Source organism: Pseudomonas sp. 8209, assembly GCF_028682105.1.
Lineage (GTDB): Bacteria > Pseudomonadota > Gammaproteobacteria > Pseudomonadales > Pseudomonadaceae > Aquipseudomonas > Aquipseudomonas palmensis.
In genome coordinates, this window is the sequence record NZ_JANIAH010000001.1 from 75,026 (window position 1) to 90,036 (window position 15,011).

Here is a 15,011-nt window from a genome sequence, read left to right on the forward strand (position 1 = left end):
GACAACCGATGAACGAACCAGTACGCCTTACCCAGTACAGCCACGGCGCCGGCTGTGGCTGCAAGATTTCACCCAAGGTGCTCGAGGTGATCCTCGCCGGCAGCGGCGCGCAGAACCTCGATCCGCGCCTGTGGGTGGGCAACGCCTCGCGCGACGACGCGGCGGTGTATGCCATCGATGACGAGCGCGGCGTGGTCTCGACCACCGACTTCTTCATGCCCATCGTCGACGACCCCTTCGATTTCGGCCGCATTGCGGCCACCAACGCCATCAGCGACATCTACGCCATGGGCGGCGACCCGCTGATGGCCATCGCCATCCTGGGCTGGCCGGTCAACGTGCTGGCCCCGGAGATCGCCCGCGAGGTGATCCGCGGCGGGCGCGCGGTGTGCGATGCGGCCGGCATTCCCCTGGCCGGCGGGCATTCGATCGACGCCCCCGAGCCGATCTTCGGCCTGGCGGTCACCGGCATCGTCGACAAGCGCCACATCAAGCGCAACGACACCGCCACCGTCGGCTGCCAGCTGTACCTGACCAAGCCGCTGGGCATCGGCGTGCTCACCACGGCGGAGAAGAAGGGCCTGCTGCGCGCCGAAGACGTGGGCCTGGCGCGTGACCAGATGTGCACCCTCAACCGTATCGGCAGCCAGATCGCGCGCCTGGAGGGGGTCAAGGCCATGACCGACGTCACCGGCTTCGGCCTGCTCGGGCACCTGGTGGAAATGGCCGATGGCAGCGGCGTGACCGCGCGCCTGGAAGCGGCGCAGGTACCGCGCCTGGCCAGTGTCGAGCACTACATCGAGCAGGGTTGCGTACCCGGTGGCACGCTGCGCAACTTCGACAGCTATGGCGAGCGCATCGGTCCGTTGAGCGAGGCGCACAAGCTGCTGTTGTGCGACCCGCAGACCAGTGGCGGGCTGCTGGTGGCGGTGGCGCCCGAAGGGCAGGCGGCGTTTCTCGAGCTGACGCAGGCACAGGGCCTGGCGCTGACGCCGATCGGCACGCTGGTGGCGCGCGGCACCCATGCGGTCGAGGTGTGTTGATGCACGACGACTGCACCGACTACCGTTCGATCTTTCTCGACGATGTGCCCCTGATGGATGTGCGCGCACCGGTCGAGTTCGACAAGGGCGCGTTCACCCACGCCAGCAATCTGCCGTTGATGAACGACGACGAGCGCCAGCAGGTGGGCACCTGCTACAAGCAGCATGGCCAGCAGGCGGCAATGGTGCTCGGGCACCAGCTGGTGTCCGGGGCGCTGCGCCAGGCCCGTATCCAGGCCTGGGCGCAGTTCGCCCGGGCCAACCCCGATGGCCTGCTGTACTGCTTTCGCGGTGGCCTGCGTTCGCAGATCACCCAGCAGTGGCTGCGCGATGAGGCCGGTATCCGCTACCGGCGCGTAGGCGGGGGCTACAAGGCCTTGCGCACGTTTCTGCTGGAGGTTGGCGACCAGGCCGTGGCGCAGTGCGATTTCGTGCTGCTGGGCGGCATGACCGGCACCGGCAAGACCGAGGCGCTGGCGCAACTGGACAATGCGCTGGACCTGGAGCGGCACGCCAACCACCGTGGCTCCAGCTTCGGCCGGCATGCCACTGCGCAGCCGGCGCAGATCGGTTTTGAAAACACCCTGGCGGTGGACCTGCTGAAAAAGCGCAACGCCGGCATCGAGCAGTTCGTGCTCGAGGACGAGGGGCGCATGATCGGCAGCCGCGCGGTGCCGCTGGGCCTGTACCGGCGCATGCAGCAGGCGCCGCTGGTGTGGCTCGAAGACAGCCTGGAATGCCGCGTGCAACGAATCCTGCAGGACTATGTGATCGACCTGTGCGCCGAGTTCGTGCTGGCCCACGGGCCGGAGCAGGGCTTCGAACACTTTGCCGGGCGGTTGCGCGAGAGCCTGTCGGGCATTGTCCGGCGTCTGGGTGGCGAGCGTTACCAGCGCCTGGCGGCGGCGATGGACGCGGCGTTGCAGGTGCAGCGTGCGAGCGGCGCGGTGGAGCTGCACCGTGCGTGGATCGAGGGCCTGCTGAGCGAGTACTACGACCCGATGTACGCCTACCAGCGCGATGCCAAGGCGGCGCGCATCGAGTTCGCCGGCGATCGGGCCGCGGTGCTGGCCTACCTGCGCGAAAGGCGGCTGTAGGCACCTGTGCCGGTGCTGTGGGGGCGGTGCACGCCGGCCCTAGAGCACCAGCAGCGCAACCAGCCCGCTGAGCACCCCCACCAGCATCGTCAGCAGCGCAACCCACACCAGCACCCGCGTATCGAAGGAGGTGCGCAGCATCAGCAGTGACGGCAGGCTCACGCTGGGCAAGGTCATCAGCAATGCCACCGCCGGCGCGGTGCCCAGCCCCAGGGCCATCAGCGTCTGCACGATCGGGATTTCCGCCGCCGTCGGGATCACGAACAGCGTGCCGACCACCGCCAGCGGTACCAGCCACACCAGCCCTGAACCCATGCCGCCCTCGACATGCGGAAACAGCCACACCCGCGCCGCGCCCAGTACCAGCACGGCCAGCACATAGATCGGGATGGTGGTCCAGAACAGCTGCCACAGGGTTTTCATCCAGCGTGCCAGCAGGCTGCCGGGCACCGGGGTACTGGCCACATTGGCCGCGTCCACCGCGGGTTCGGGCAGTACGTCCGGGCGCGAGATGCGCTGGGCGAACAGCGACACCCCCACCACCAGCACCACACCCGCCACCAGGCGCAGGGCACTGAACTCCCAGCCCAGCACGAAGCCCATGAACACCAGCGTGGCCGGGTTGAGCACCGGGTTGGCGATCCAGAACGCCAGCGCCGCGCCTACCGACACATTCTGCCGACGCAGCCCGGCAGCCACCGGTGCCGCGCAGCAACTGCACATCATGCCCGGCAGGGCGAACAGGCCGCCACGCAGGGTCGAGCCCAGCCCGGCCTTGCCGAACAGGCGTAGCAGCCAGTCGCGCGGTATCAGCACCTGAACCAGCGAGCCGAGGATCACCGCCAGCAGCGCCGCCTTCCAGATGGCCAGGAAGTACACCTGGGCATACGCCAGCGCTGCCGTCAGCGGTGCGTACTGGTGATCGTCCAGGATCGAGGCGCCGATGCTGTGGCTGTCGGCGGCAACAAACGACTTGGCGTAGTAGGGCGACCATTTCACGTAGTACAGGCCGATGGCGGCCACCAGCAGGAACGCCAGCGGTTTGCACCACTGCGTCCAGCCACGGGGGGCGGAAGTAGACAGGCCAGGCATGGTGCAACTCCAGGCGAGGGGGCGTTCAGGCAAGAATAGCCGCTGCGTCGGTGGCGCTCAGCGCGAATAGCCGGTCATTTCCAGGTAGCCACGCCCGGCCGTGCTGCCCTGTACCTTCACCGGGCCTTCCCAGTAGGGAAAGCGGGTGCCCATCCAGGCCTGCGGCACCAGGGCGTCGACCTCGATGTCCAGCTGCCGGTCGGGCACCTGCACCCGCCAGCGCGTGGGCACCTGCGGGCCGTCGACCAGTTGGGTGCGGGCCAGCGGCTCAAGCACGATCTGCGCACCGTTGAGCGCGGTGCTGCTGCCGTCGGCGGCAATCCAGGTGCCTGCCCGGTACGGTTGTGCATCGGCCTGACGTACCTGGAACAGCATCAGCCGCGTGCCGTTGTCCAGGTGCAGCGAAAACCAGTCCCAACCATGCTGGTCGGGGGCCAGCGGCTGGCTGCTCCATTCGCGGTCGAGCCAGGCGTTGCCGGTCACCTCGACGCGCCGGCCCTCGTGCTGTACTTCACCGCGCACGGCATAGAACGGCTGGCTGTAGTAATACGACGCCTGGCCCTGGCCGGACTTCTCGCTGTAGCCCTGATCGCCCTGCAGCACCAGGGGCTGCTGGCTGCTCAGTTGCAGGTCGTAGCTGAAGCCGTTGCCGCCTGCGCGCATCTGCAACTGCTCGATGCCTTGGCCGCCCACCGCCTGCAGCGACCAGTCGTCGATCCAGGCCTTGAACGGTTGCGCCTGCACGTCCGCCTGGCCGACACCGCCACGCGCCAGCGTTTCACTGAACTGATGGCCAAACGGCCCGCTCAACGCCGCGTGCCCCAGCCATACGGCGGGGCTGGCCCAGCCCGGCTGTTCGGCGCCGGGGCGCAGCGCCGAACGGAACAGCGTCCATTGCGCACCCCAGTCGCGGCCCTGTGCATCGCGCAGGTTGGCGGTCACGTACCACCATTCGATGCGATACCCCGCATGGGCGCCGTGGTCACGCGGGAACTGCAACGGTTGGCCGCGCACCACGGTGGCAAAGGCTGCAGCGTCCTGGCCCAGGCCGGCAAAACCGGCGGGTGGCGGTGGCGAGGGGTCGCAGGCGCCCAGCAGCAGGCACAGCAGCAGGACGCCCCAGTGTCTAGGTTCCATCGGCATAGTGCCTCAGCAGTTCGGCGGGCTGGCGGCGGGCCAGTTGCCACAGGGGGCCGGCGGCGGCGAGCAGGGCGGTGAACAGGCCCAGCAGCGCCAGTTGCAGTAGCTGGCCAGGGAACACCTGCAACGGCAGGCGCCAGCCGAACGCCTGCACGTTGACCACCGCCACCAGGCACCAGGCCAGCAGCAGGCCCAGGGGAATTGCCAGCAGCACGGTCAGGCTGGCCAGCAGCAGCGTCTGCCCCAGCGACAGCCAGGCCAGGTGCTGGCGCCTGACGCCCAGTGCCCATAGCGGCGCCAACTGGCCGAGCCGGCTCTGGCCCAGGGTCAAAAGGCTGATCAACAGGGCCACGCCGGCCACGCCCAGGGTCAGGCTGTTGAGTGCGGCGGTGGCGGCGAAGGTGCGCTCGAACACCTCCACCGACCAGCGCCTTAGGGTGCGCTGGTCCACCAGCCGGGTGCCGTCCAGCGCATAGCGTTGCTGCAGCGCGGCCTTGAGCGTCGCCACCTGCTCGCCCGCCACGCGCAGGTTGAGGGTGTTGAGCGTGGCCTCGGGCCAGGTGCGCCGCAGCCAGTCGGCGTTCACCAGCACCTGCCCGCGCGGGTTGCCGTAGTCGGCGTATACGGCCACCACGTCAAGGGGGGCAGCGCCGGGCAAGCTCAGGCGATCGCCCAGGCCCAGCGCCAGGCGCCGTGCCAACTGTTCGCTGAGCATCGCCCCGGCGCCGCTGGCCAACTGGCGCCACGCCTCGCTGCGCTGTTCGAGCAGCGGCCAGTGCTGCGCGTAGGCCGGGTGGTCGATCACCCCCTGCACTTGCACCGGGGCGCCGCCTACGCGCACTTCGGTGCGCCACTGCGCGAGCACGGCGCGCACCCCTGGCTGGGTGGGTAGCCAGGCCGCGATGGCCAGGCCCTGGGCGGTGTCATGCGGGGTCACGTAGAGCTCGGCCGACAGCCGTTGATCGAGCCAGCCCAGAAAGGTCTGGCGGAATCCGGACGTCATGCTGCCCACCCCGACGCTGGCGGCCAGCGCCAGCAGCAACGCCATCAGCGCCAGTGCCAGGGCCGGCAGTTGCTGGCGGCTGTCGGCCACGAACCACTGCGCCAGCGGCCGGTGGCACAGCCGCTGCAACAGCGCCAGGGCGCCATCGAGCAGCAGCGGCAGCATCAGCGCGGCGCCCAGCAGCAAGGCGGCCAGCAGGGTGAAGGCCGCCGGCAGGCTCGCGCCCCAGCGCCAGCACCCCAGGGCCACGGCCAGCAGCAGTAGCGCCAACAGTGCCTGGCGCCGCAGCCAGCGCACCTGCGCCTGGCGCCAGGCCTGGGGCTGTGCCAGCGCCAGCAGCGGCAGGCGCGCGGCGCGCAGCAGGCTGCCGGCACCGGCCAGTGCTGCCCCGAGCAGGCTGATGGCCAGCCCGCTCAGCCACCAGTGCAGCGGCAGGCTCAGGTGCCCGGCCACCTGGGCGCCATACAGGCCGCGCAGGCTTGCGGCCACGTCACCCAGCAGCAGGCTGGCCAGCAGGTAACCGCAGGCCACCCCGGCCAGCCCGGCCAGCAGCGCGAACAGCCCCAGTTCGATGGCCAGGGCAGTCACCAGCGCACGCACACTCACGCCGCAGGCACGTAGGGTGCGCAACAGGCTGCGGCGCTGCTCCAGGGCCAGGCCGATGGCCGCATGCACGATGAACAGCCCCACCAGGAAGGCCAGCAGGCCCAGCGCAGTGAGGTTGAGGTGAAAGCTTTCGGTCAGCCGTTGCAGGTCGTCGGTGTCGCTGGCGGCCTGCACCACCAGTAGCTCGTTCAGGCCCTCGGGCAGCGCGGGCGGGGTGTAGCCGGCGGGTATCAGCAGTCGCGAGAGCTGTTGCGGTGCCTGCAGCAGGCGTTGGGCCTGGCCGATGTCGACCACCATTACCCCCGGGGCCAGCTGCGCCTGTACCTGCAACGGCGGCAGACGCTGACCGTCGCCGCTCAGCGGTTCGGCACCGGGCGCCAGGCCAAGGCGCTGCAGGGTGTCGGGTGCGATCCATGCCTGGCCCGGTGGGCCGATGAAGGCGGCGGGGTCGATGCGTTGGGCGGCCTGGCCGGCGATGGCGCTGCCGGGTGGCAGGCTCAGCGGCTCGATGCCCAGCAGCTTCACGCTGACCGGTTCGGCGCCGGCAAAGCGCAGGCGGCCTTCGAGCACCGGCGACACCGGCCAGCCGGCCCGGCGCAGTTGAATGTAGGCGTGCTGGTCGAAGCGTTCGCCGTGGCGCGGGCTCACCTGCGCCTGCGCTGCGCCGGTCAGCAGCGCGTTGGCCCGCGCGTAGTCGGCGCGGGCCTGCTGGTTGAGCGCCTGGACCCCGGCCCACAGGGTGGTGGCCAGCCACAGCCCGGTGAGGATGCTGGCGCATTGCAGGGGGTGGCGCCGCCAGTGGCTGAGCAGCGCCTGCAGGCACAGGCCGATCATGCGCGTACCCGGCCCAGGTGCAGGGTCAGGCGCTGGTGCAGGCGGGTGGCCAGGTGGGCGCTGTGGGTGACCATCAGCAGGCTGCTGTTGCTTGCCCCGACCAGCTCCAGCAGCAGGTCGAGCACGTTTTCGCTGCTGGCTTCGTCGAGGCTGCCGGTGGGTTCGTCGGCCAGCACCAGCGCGGGGCGCGAGGCCAGTGCGCGGCCGATTGCCAGGCGTTGCTGCTGCCCGCCGGAGAGTTGCTCGGGGTAGCGTTGCAGTAGCGGCGCCAGGCCCAGGCGCTCGGCCAGGTGGGTGACCCAGGCCGGGTCATGGCGGCCGGCCAGGCGCGCCTGGAAGGCCAGGTTGGCGGCCACGTCCAGGCTGCTGATCAGGTTGTATTGCTGGAACACCAGGCCGATGCCTTGTCGGCGCCAGTGGGCGAGCCCGGCTTCGGTGCGGGTGTGTAGCGGTTGGCCGTCGAACAGAATGCGCCCGCTGTCGGGGCGTTCGAGGCCGGCTATCAGGTGCAGCAGCGTGCTCTTGCCGCTGCCGGACTCGCCCATCAGCGCCAGGCTGGTGGCGGCGGGCAGGTGCAGATCGACACCGCGCAGCACCGGCAGGGTGCCTTGGGCGGTGGTGAAGGTCTTGTGCAGGTTTTCGACGATGAGCATGGGTGAAGGGTAGGCCAGGTTGGGGCAGGTGGGTACATCGGGTTGTGCCATGGCGATTCTGCGGGCCAGGGTGGTTTTAAAAATGCAGGAGCCGGCCTTGCCGGCTCCCACATTGGTTGCAACGCACCCAGGCCTGCATGTTCGCAGTTGTCAGCCCTGGTGGCTCGACACCCGATTGCCGCGTCGCCTCTACTTGCGCGCCTCCAGTATCAGGTTGAACGGCGTCTCGCACGCCCGGCGCATGTGGCTGAACCCCGCCTCTTCAAGCACACCCCGAATGCGCGCCTCACCCGCCTGCGCGCCTAGACCCAAACCCACCTCCTGCGACAGTGAATTGGGCGTGCACAGAAACGTCGAGACCGCATAGAACAAACGCCCCACCGGGTTGAGGTTGTCGTCCAGCCGATCATTCGAAAACGGCTCCACCAGCAACAGCGTGCCCCCCGGCTTGAGTGCCTGCCAGGCATGCCGGGCCGCACCCACCGGGTCGCCCAGGTCATGCAGGCAGTCGAAGAAGCACACCAGGTCATAATCGCGGCCAGGGTAGTCCTTGGCGCTGGCCTGGGTGAAGCGCACCCGTTCGGTCAGGCCGCTGTCCCTGGCCCGTTGACCGGCAGTGGCCACCGAGGGCGCGTGGTAGTCGATGCCGTCGAAATGCGAAGCCGCAAAGGCCTCGGCCATGAGCAGCGTCGAGGTGCCAAGACCACACCCGATGTCTGCCACCCGGGCCCCGGCGTGCAACTTGTCCACCACACCCTCCAGTGCCGGCAGCCAGCTGCCGACCAGATGGTTGCGGTAGCCAGGCCGGAACAGGCGCTCGACGCCACCGAACATGCACGCATGATGGTCGCCCCATGCCAGGCCACCGTCGCCGCGCATCGCCGCCACCAGCTTGTCATTGTCGAGCACCATCGAGGCGATGGCCTGGGTGCCGCCAGCAATGTAGGTGGCGGAGTCCTCATGGGCCAGGGCCTGGGCCTGCTGCTCGTCAAGGCTGAAATGTTCGTCGTTGTGCTGCATGTAGCCAGAGGCGGCATGGGCGTTGAGCCATTCGCGAAGCAGGCGGGCATTGCAGCCAGTGCGTGTGGCCAGGGTCTGGGCGGTCACCGGCTGGCCGTCGGCCATGGCCCGGTACAGGCCCAGTTCTTCGCCGAGCATGATGTTGGGCAACATCGCGGCAGCGCCGAGGTCGTTGATAAGGGTATGGATGAAAGGGGTCGATGCAGGTTTGCTCATTGCCACCACTCCATTAGTTGGCATCCTTGAACGCGCAGATAACGTCGCCTATCTGCAGCCATCTGTCCTTGATGGGCAGCCTTTGACTCTAGTTCAGGGGGGCAGCAGGTCAAGGGCGAAGCGTACGTCGCCAGCAGGGGCGGTCAGCCGCGCCGCCCGTAGTAGTTCAGCATCGGTTGCGTGCTCAGGCCATGCACCACGATGCTCAACGCCACCACCGACAGCGTGATGTTCAGGCACTGCGCCGAAAGCGTGCCGCCCAGGCCGTGGCTCAGGGCGTAGAACAGGTAGAACAGGCTGCCGATGCCACGAATGCCGAACCAGCCGACCATCAGCCGCTGGCGCAGGTCGAGCAGGCTGCCCCAAGGCATCAGCAACACGCTCAACGGGCGCACCACGCAGAACAACGCCAGGCCAAAGCCCAGTGCGCGCCAGTCCCAGTGGCTGGCCAGCGCCACGCCGAGCACGGTCACCAGGAACACTTCCATCACCCGCTCCACCAGGCTGCCGAAGGCAAGCATGTCGCCCATCATCACCCCGGCCGCCACCTGGGTGTCTTCGAGGTTGTCCAGGTCGCCATGCACCGCATTCTCCGGCGCGGCTTCCAGGTGCCCGGCCACCGGTTGCGCCAGGTGCTCGGACGGGGTCTGCGAACCGCCGGTGAAGCTCACCTCGGCCTGGCGCAGCCCCAGCCCGGCGGCAAACACCGCCAGAAACCCATAGGCGTGCAGGGTGTCGGCCACCACATACGCCAGTGCAATCAGCGCCAATGCCAGGTAGTCGTTGGGGGTGAGCGTGCTGTCGGCATGGCTGATGCGCAGGGTCAGGGTCAGGCGCCCCAGCAACTTGCCCATCCAGTAGCCCACCAGCAACCCCACCGGCATCGCCCACAGCAGGTCGCGCCACAACCAGGTGAACAGCGCCGAGCCGTCGACGGCCTGGCCCTGCACCAGCAGCAAGCCCAGCAGCACGAAGGGAAAGGCCACGCCGTCGTTGAGCCCGGCCTCGCCCGACAGGCCGAAGCGCAGCGGGTCGTGGTCCTGCGCATCGTTGACCTGCACCAGCGCTGCCAGCACCGGGTCGGTGGGCGCAAGGATGGCGCCGATCAGCAGGGCCGGCGCCCACGCCATGTCACCCAGGTAGTGCAGCACCACGCTGAAGCCACCGATGCTCAGCAGCATCACCGGGCCGGCCAGGCCGAATGCCACCCGCCAGACACGGCTGCGCAGCGGCAGGCGCAACTTCAGGCCACTGATGAACAGCGAGAACAGCAACGCGACTTCGGTCAGGTGCTTGAGCCAGCCGGCGGCGTGGTCCAGGTCCAGGTGCAACAGGCCCAGCCCCAGCGGGCCGATGCCGATGCCCAGCAGCAGGCACACCGCCGAGGTGGTCACCGGCATCCAGCGCAGGTACGACGAGGTCAGGGCCAGGATCAGCAACACGGCGCCGAACACGGCGATCCACAGGGTAAAACTCATCGAAGGCACCGTCGCATGGGGTCGGGCCAACGCTGGCCCCTGAGCATTCGAGGGGCGGGGTGCGGCAGAGGTTCACTGCACGCAGCATCAGGGCGCCGGGCTGTCGACCTGCTGCAGGCTGAAGGTGCCGGTGAACGGGTTGCCCTGCAGCCTGTAGCACTGGCTGTGGTTCTTGCGCAGCCATGCAGTGCCCGCGTCGACCGGGCCGCAGTTGGAGGCGGGCATGGCATCGACGATCAGGGCGTACTCCAGGCCCTCGTCCAGCTGCTGCAGGGCAAACCCCGCACAACAGACCAGGGCCGCGGCAAAGAAGGGTTCGAACGTCGGCACTTTCTGCGCCGGAGCCGGGGCGGCGCCGGGGCGTAGTTTGCCAGCCGCCCTGCGCAGCCACTGGGGCAACAGCAGGTAGACCCCCAGCAGCATCAGCGAGAACGGGATGGAATAGAGCGCCCCATATACCACCGCCGCGTTGTCCAGGTAGTTCACCTCGATGCCAAAGCGCGCATTGAGCATCCGTTGCGCAGACAGCTTGCACAGGTACACCACGACCACGCTGTACAGCAACGACCCTGGCCAGTAGCTGAGAAAGGCGAAGAGGCGCGACAGGTTCAGCAGCGCATAGATGCCGCCGGCCGCCAGCCCGCCGACCAGTATCAGGTTAGCGCCGAGGCTCGGCGGCAGGCGCGCGAAGCCCCACAGCCCGGCCAGCAGCAACAGCAGCTTGAGGGTGTCGCGTACCGGTTTGCTCACGGTCAGTGGCTACCTTCGTTCAAGGCGCCGAGGATCTGGTAGGCCAGCTTCACCCGCGCTTCATTGGGGTAGTTCTTGTTGGCCAGGATCACGATGCCGATCCGCTGCGAGGGCACGAACGCCACGTAGCTGCCAAAGCCGTTGGTGGAGCCGGTCTTGTTGATCCACACCGCCTGCTGCGGGGCCAGCGGGGGTTGCAGCGGCGTGACGTCGAGGGTTTCAAGGGCCATGCGGCTGGCATTGCCGTCGAGCAGGGTCTGCAGTGCGACCGGGTAGGGGTACTGTTCCCAGATCAGGTCCTGGGTCATGGGGCCCACCTGGTAGTAGCCGGTATGGGTGGCGGAAATGGCCTGCTTGAGGGGCGTATCGAGTTTCTCCAGGCCCATGTTCGCCTCGACAAAGCGCAGCATGTCGTCACTGCTGGACTTCACCCCGTAGGCTTCGTCGGCCAGCACCGCAGGGCTCAGCCGGGCGGGGACGTTGTCGCGGGTATAGCCCTGGGCGTACATACGCTGCCAGTTGGCAGGTACCTGCAGATGGGTGTTGTTCAGGCCCAGCGCCGGAAACAGCAGGTCCTGCAGGGCGGACCGGTAGCTCATGTCCAGTTGGCGGGCGCTGATCACCCCGAGCAGGCCGATGCTCGGGTTGGCATAGGTACGCCGGGTGCCTGCCGGGTAGCTCGGGGTCCAGTGCTTGAAGTAGCGCATCAGTTGCCCGTTGTCGTGCACGCTGTCTGGCAACTGCAGCGGGAAGCCGCCGGCGGTGTGGGTCGCCAGGTTCAGCAGGCTGGTGTTTTCCAGGGCCCGGCCGCGCAGTTCGGGCAGGTAGCTGGCCGGGCTGTCGGTCAGCTTCAGCTTGCCGGTGGCCTGGGCATAGGCCGCCAGGGTGACGTTGAAGGTCTTGCTGATCGAGCCCAGTTCGAACAGGGTGTCGCGGTCGACGGCCTGGCCGCTGTCGCGCGAGGCCACACCGAAGTCGTAGTAGTGGTGCTGGCCATTGACTGTCAGGGCCACGGCCATGCCGGGTATCGCGTGCTCCTGCATCACGGCCTGGCTGGCGGCCTCTACCAGGTTGTCGAGGTTGTCAGGCACGGTGGCGGCCCAGGCGGCAGGGCTGGCCAGCAGCAGGCCGCTCAGCAGGTGGTGCGGTTTGAACAGGTTCACGTAATGGGTTTCCGGTGGGTCTGGAGGAATTCGCCCGGTGACAGGCCGAACTGTTTGCCAAAGGCGGCGATAAAGGCCGACAGCGATTCGTAGCCGCAGGCCAGGGCCACGTCGGTGACGCGCTCGCCGCGGCTGAGTGCTGGCAGCGCACTGAGCAGGCGCATGCGCTGGCGCCAGGTGCGAAAGGTCATGCCGGTGTCACGCAGAAACAACCGGCTCAGGGTCTTTTCCGAAACGCCGTACTTCAGGCTCCAGGCTGCCAGCCCGGTGCTGTCCTCGGGGTGTGCCTGCAGGCGCCGGCACAGTGCACGCAGGCGGGTGTCCTGGGGCAGCGGCAGAATCAGGTCTTCCTGCGGGGCGCTGGCCAGCTGGTCGAGCAGCACGGCGACCAGGCGCCCGTCTGCGCCCTCGGTATCGTAGGCCACCGGCAGGCCGCTGAAGGTGCGGATCAGCTCGCGCAGCAAGGCATTCACGCCAATCACCCGGCACTGGGTGCCCGGCCACACGCTGTGCTCGATGTACAGGCTGCGGATGCAGGTGTCGTCGGCGCAGCTGACCTGGTGGGGGGTATGCGCCGGGATCCACACCGCGCGCTGCGGCGGCACCACGTAGCGTCCGGCGCCGGTGTGCACATGCAGCACGCCCTGGGCCGCATACGACAGTTGCCCCCAGGCATGCTTGTGACGAAAGCCCAGGGCGATGTTGGCCAGCGACTGCGCCTGCCCGTACAGCGGGCGCGGCAGTACCTTGAGCTCGCTCAGGGGCGGGATGCGCGGGGCGTGGGGTTGTCCTTTGGGCGACACTCTTGGGGTTCTGTCGTTAGTCGGAAAAGAAAAGAAACCTTACCGTCTGCGCCATCCCAATAACAAGACAGGACGTGACATGAAACACCTGCGGTTGCTGTTCGACAATTTCACCCTGGCCCTGCTCGGCGTGATTGCACTGGCCACCTTGCTGCCCTGCGAGGGCCAGGGCGCGGTGGTGTTTGGCTGGCTGACCAACCTGGCCATCGGGCTGCTGTTCTTTCTGCACGGCGCCAAGCTGTCGCGCGAGGCGGTGGCGGCCGGGGCAGGGCACTGGCGCCTGCACCTGCTGGTTTTTGGCTGCACCTTCGTGATGTTTCCGCTGCTGGGCATGCTGTTCAAGCCGCTGTTCCTGCCGCTGGTGGGCGACGAGCTGTACCTGGGCGTGCTGTACCTGTGCGCGTTGCCGGCCACCGTGCAGTCGGCGATTGCCTTCACCTCGCTGGCGCGGGGCAACATCCCGGCGGCGATCTGCAGCGCGGCGGCCTCCAGCCTGCTGGGCATCGTGCTGACGCCGTTGCTGGTGATGGTGCTGATGGGCGTGCAGGGCGATACCGGGTCCAACCTCGATGCGGTGTTGAAGATCGTGCTGCAACTGCTGGTGCCGTTCGTGGCCGGGCAACTGGCGCGGCGCTGGATCGGCGCCTGGGTGGCGCGCAATGCACGCTGGCTGAAGACCGTCGACCAGGGCTCGATCCTGCTGGTGGTGTACACCGCGTTCAGCGACGCGGTGATCAGCGGGTTGTGGCAGTCGGTGCCGCTGGTGCGGCTGCTGGGGCTGGCGCTGGTGTGCTGCGTGTTGCTGGCGGTGGTGCTGTGGTGCACGCAGTTGCTGGGCAAGCGGCTGGGGTTCAACGTGGAAGACCGCATCACCATCCTGTTTGCCGGCTCCAAGAAGAGCATGGCCACCGGTGTGCCGATGGCCCAGGTGCTGTTTGCCGGGGGGGCGATTGGCGCGATGATTTTGCCGCTGATGCTGTTCCACCAGATCCAGCTGATGGTGTGTGCGGTGCTGGCGCAGCGCTATGCGGCGCGGGAGGAGGTGAGCGCCTGATTCAGGTGCTGTGGTGACCACTTCGCCGGCAAGGCAGGCTCCCGTAGGAGCCGGCCTTGCCGGCGAAGCGGCCTGAGCACTCACCGCAAGGCACGGCGCCTGCGCGAGTAGCACAACCACGCATAGACCCCCGCATTCACCACGAACACCAATGCCCCCAGCCACAGCTGGATGCCTGCCGTCAGCTTGGCCGGGTAGATCAGCGGTATCAGGTAATGCTCCACAAAACTGTCGGGGTAGCCGGTGTCACCCGCCGCTGCACGCAGGCGGTTTTCCCATTCGGTCAGCGGGCAGGGCAGGTGCAGCACCTCCACCAGCACGCCCCAGGTCACGGCCGGCAGGTGCAGCCAGCACAGCCGCGGCCACCTGAGCACCAGCAACCCGCCCAGCATCACGAACACGATGAACGTCAGATGAAACAGTACCAGCCCGTCGGCGGCCAATCGAAAGAACATGGCGTGGTCTCAACCCTGGGCGAAGCTGCGCAGCGTTTCACCTTCCATGCGATAACGCACCCACTCGTCCTGCGGCTGCGCGCCGATGGACTTGTAGAACTGGATGGCCGGTTCGTTCCAGTCCAGCACGCTCCACTCCAGGCGCCCGCAGCCCTTGGCACAGGCCTCCTGCGCCAGGTGGCGCAGCAACGCCTTGCCCGCACCCGTGCCGCGGGCCTGGGGCGTGACGTACAGGTCTTCGAGGTAGATGCCCTGGGTGCCGAGCCAGGTCGAATAACTGAAGAAGTACACCGCAAAGCCGATGGCCTGGCCGTCACGCTCGCAGATCAGCGCCTGGGTGCTGCTGCCTTCGCCGAACAGCGTGCGCTCGATATCGGCGACCGTGGCGATCACCTCGTGGCGGGCACGCTCGTACTCGGCAAGCTCGGTGATGAAGGTGAGGATCTGGCTGGCGTCTTCGACGCGCGCGGGGCGGATATGTACGGGCATGGCGGGGCTTCTGTTCCGGAAATCGAGGAGGGTTATCCTAAGGCAATTGCCCCTCGAGGGCACGGGAAGCCTGGAGGGTGGTGAGGGCTCGCCAAGTGTAGTGCCACAATTGCCC

Annotated in this window: 14 protein-coding genes; 3 read left to right on the top strand and 11 right to left on the bottom strand. The window is 68.0% G+C overall.

Going from position 1 to position 15,011, the window contains the following annotated elements:
• Positions 1-8 precede the first annotated feature (8 nt).
• Both selD and mnmH read left to right on the top strand, forming a co-directional pair.
• A complete protein-coding gene (gene selD, locus NP552_RS00305) occupies positions 9-1,043 on the top strand; it encodes a selenide, water dikinase SelD (protein WP_043860242.1) in 1,035 nt (344 codons plus the stop codon).
• Entirely contained in the window at positions 1,043-2,140 is a 1,098-nt protein-coding gene (gene mnmH / locus NP552_RS00310; RefSeq protein WP_054914408.1) for a tRNA 2-selenouridine(34) synthase MnmH, read from the top strand. Before selD ends, mnmH begins: the two co-directional genes overlap by 1 nt.
• Positions 2,141-2,179: 39 nt before the next feature.
• Here mnmH and NP552_RS00315 read toward each other — a convergent pair whose 3' ends face one another.
• The 9 genes from NP552_RS00315 to NP552_RS00355 all read right to left on the bottom strand — a co-directional run bounded on the left by NP552_RS00315 (position 2,180) and on the right by NP552_RS00355 (position 12,898).
• Complete coding sequence (locus NP552_RS00315) at positions 2,180-3,232, bottom strand: permease (RefSeq protein ID WP_054914409.1); 1,053 nt, start codon at positions 3,230-3,232, stop codon at positions 2,180-2,182.
• Positions 3,233-3,289: 57 nt separating this feature from the next.
• Entirely contained in the window at positions 3,290-4,369 is a 1,080-nt protein-coding gene (locus NP552_RS00320; protein ID WP_274096268.1) for a lipocalin-like domain-containing protein, read from the bottom strand.
• Positions 4,359-6,815, bottom strand: a complete 2,457-nt coding sequence (locus NP552_RS00325; protein WP_078481257.1) for an FtsX-like permease family protein — start codon at positions 6,813-6,815, stop codon at positions 4,359-4,361. The genes NP552_RS00320 and NP552_RS00325 overlap by 11 nt, the downstream gene beginning before the upstream one ends.
• Positions 6,812-7,468 carry an ABC transporter ATP-binding protein gene (locus tag NP552_RS00330; protein WP_043860253.1) on the bottom strand — a complete coding sequence of 219 codons (657 nt, stop codon included), beginning with the start codon at positions 7,466-7,468 and terminating at the stop codon, positions 6,812-6,814. Before NP552_RS00330 ends, NP552_RS00325 begins: the two co-directional genes overlap by 4 nt.
• Positions 7,469-7,657: 189 nt before the next feature.
• Positions 7,658-8,704, bottom strand: a complete 1,047-nt coding sequence (locus NP552_RS00335) for a class I SAM-dependent methyltransferase (RefSeq protein WP_274096269.1) — start codon at positions 8,702-8,704, stop codon at positions 7,658-7,660.
• A 143-nt stretch (positions 8,705-8,847) separates the two neighbouring features.
• Complete coding sequence (locus tag NP552_RS00340; RefSeq protein ID WP_043860236.1) at positions 8,848-10,182, bottom strand: cation:proton antiporter; 1,335 nt, start codon at positions 10,180-10,182, stop codon at positions 8,848-8,850.
• 87 nt (positions 10,183-10,269) lie between these two features.
• Positions 10,270-10,932, bottom strand: a complete 663-nt coding sequence (locus NP552_RS00345; protein WP_274096270.1) for a hypothetical protein — start codon at positions 10,930-10,932, stop codon at positions 10,270-10,272.
• A gap of 2 nt (positions 10,933-10,934) precedes the next feature.
• Positions 10,935-12,095, bottom strand: coding sequence for a class C beta-lactamase (ampC, locus tag NP552_RS00350; RefSeq protein ID WP_274096271.1), 1,161 nt, complete (start codon positions 12,093-12,095; stop codon positions 10,935-10,937).
• On the bottom strand, positions 12,092-12,898 hold the full coding sequence (locus NP552_RS00355; RefSeq protein WP_054914413.1) for an AraC family transcriptional regulator: 807 nt from the start codon (positions 12,896-12,898) through the stop codon (positions 12,092-12,094). Before NP552_RS00355 ends, ampC begins: the two co-directional genes overlap by 4 nt.
• 79 nt (positions 12,899-12,977) lie before the next feature.
• On the opposite strand from NP552_RS00355, the gene NP552_RS00360 reads away from it, so the two are divergent.
• Complete coding sequence (locus tag NP552_RS00360) at positions 12,978-13,952, top strand: bile acid:sodium symporter family protein (RefSeq protein ID WP_043860233.1); 975 nt, start codon at positions 12,978-12,980, stop codon at positions 13,950-13,952.
• Positions 13,953-14,032: 80 nt separating this feature from the next.
• Here NP552_RS00360 and NP552_RS00365 read toward each other — a convergent pair whose 3' ends face one another.
• Positions 14,033-14,407, bottom strand: coding sequence for a DUF2784 domain-containing protein (locus NP552_RS00365; protein WP_043860232.1), 375 nt, complete (start codon positions 14,405-14,407; stop codon positions 14,033-14,035).
• A gap of 9 nt (positions 14,408-14,416) precedes the next feature.
• A complete protein-coding gene (locus NP552_RS00370; RefSeq protein WP_043860231.1) occupies positions 14,417-14,896 on the bottom strand; it encodes a GNAT family N-acetyltransferase in 480 nt (159 codons plus the stop codon).
• Positions 14,897-15,011: the final 115 nt, after the last annotated feature.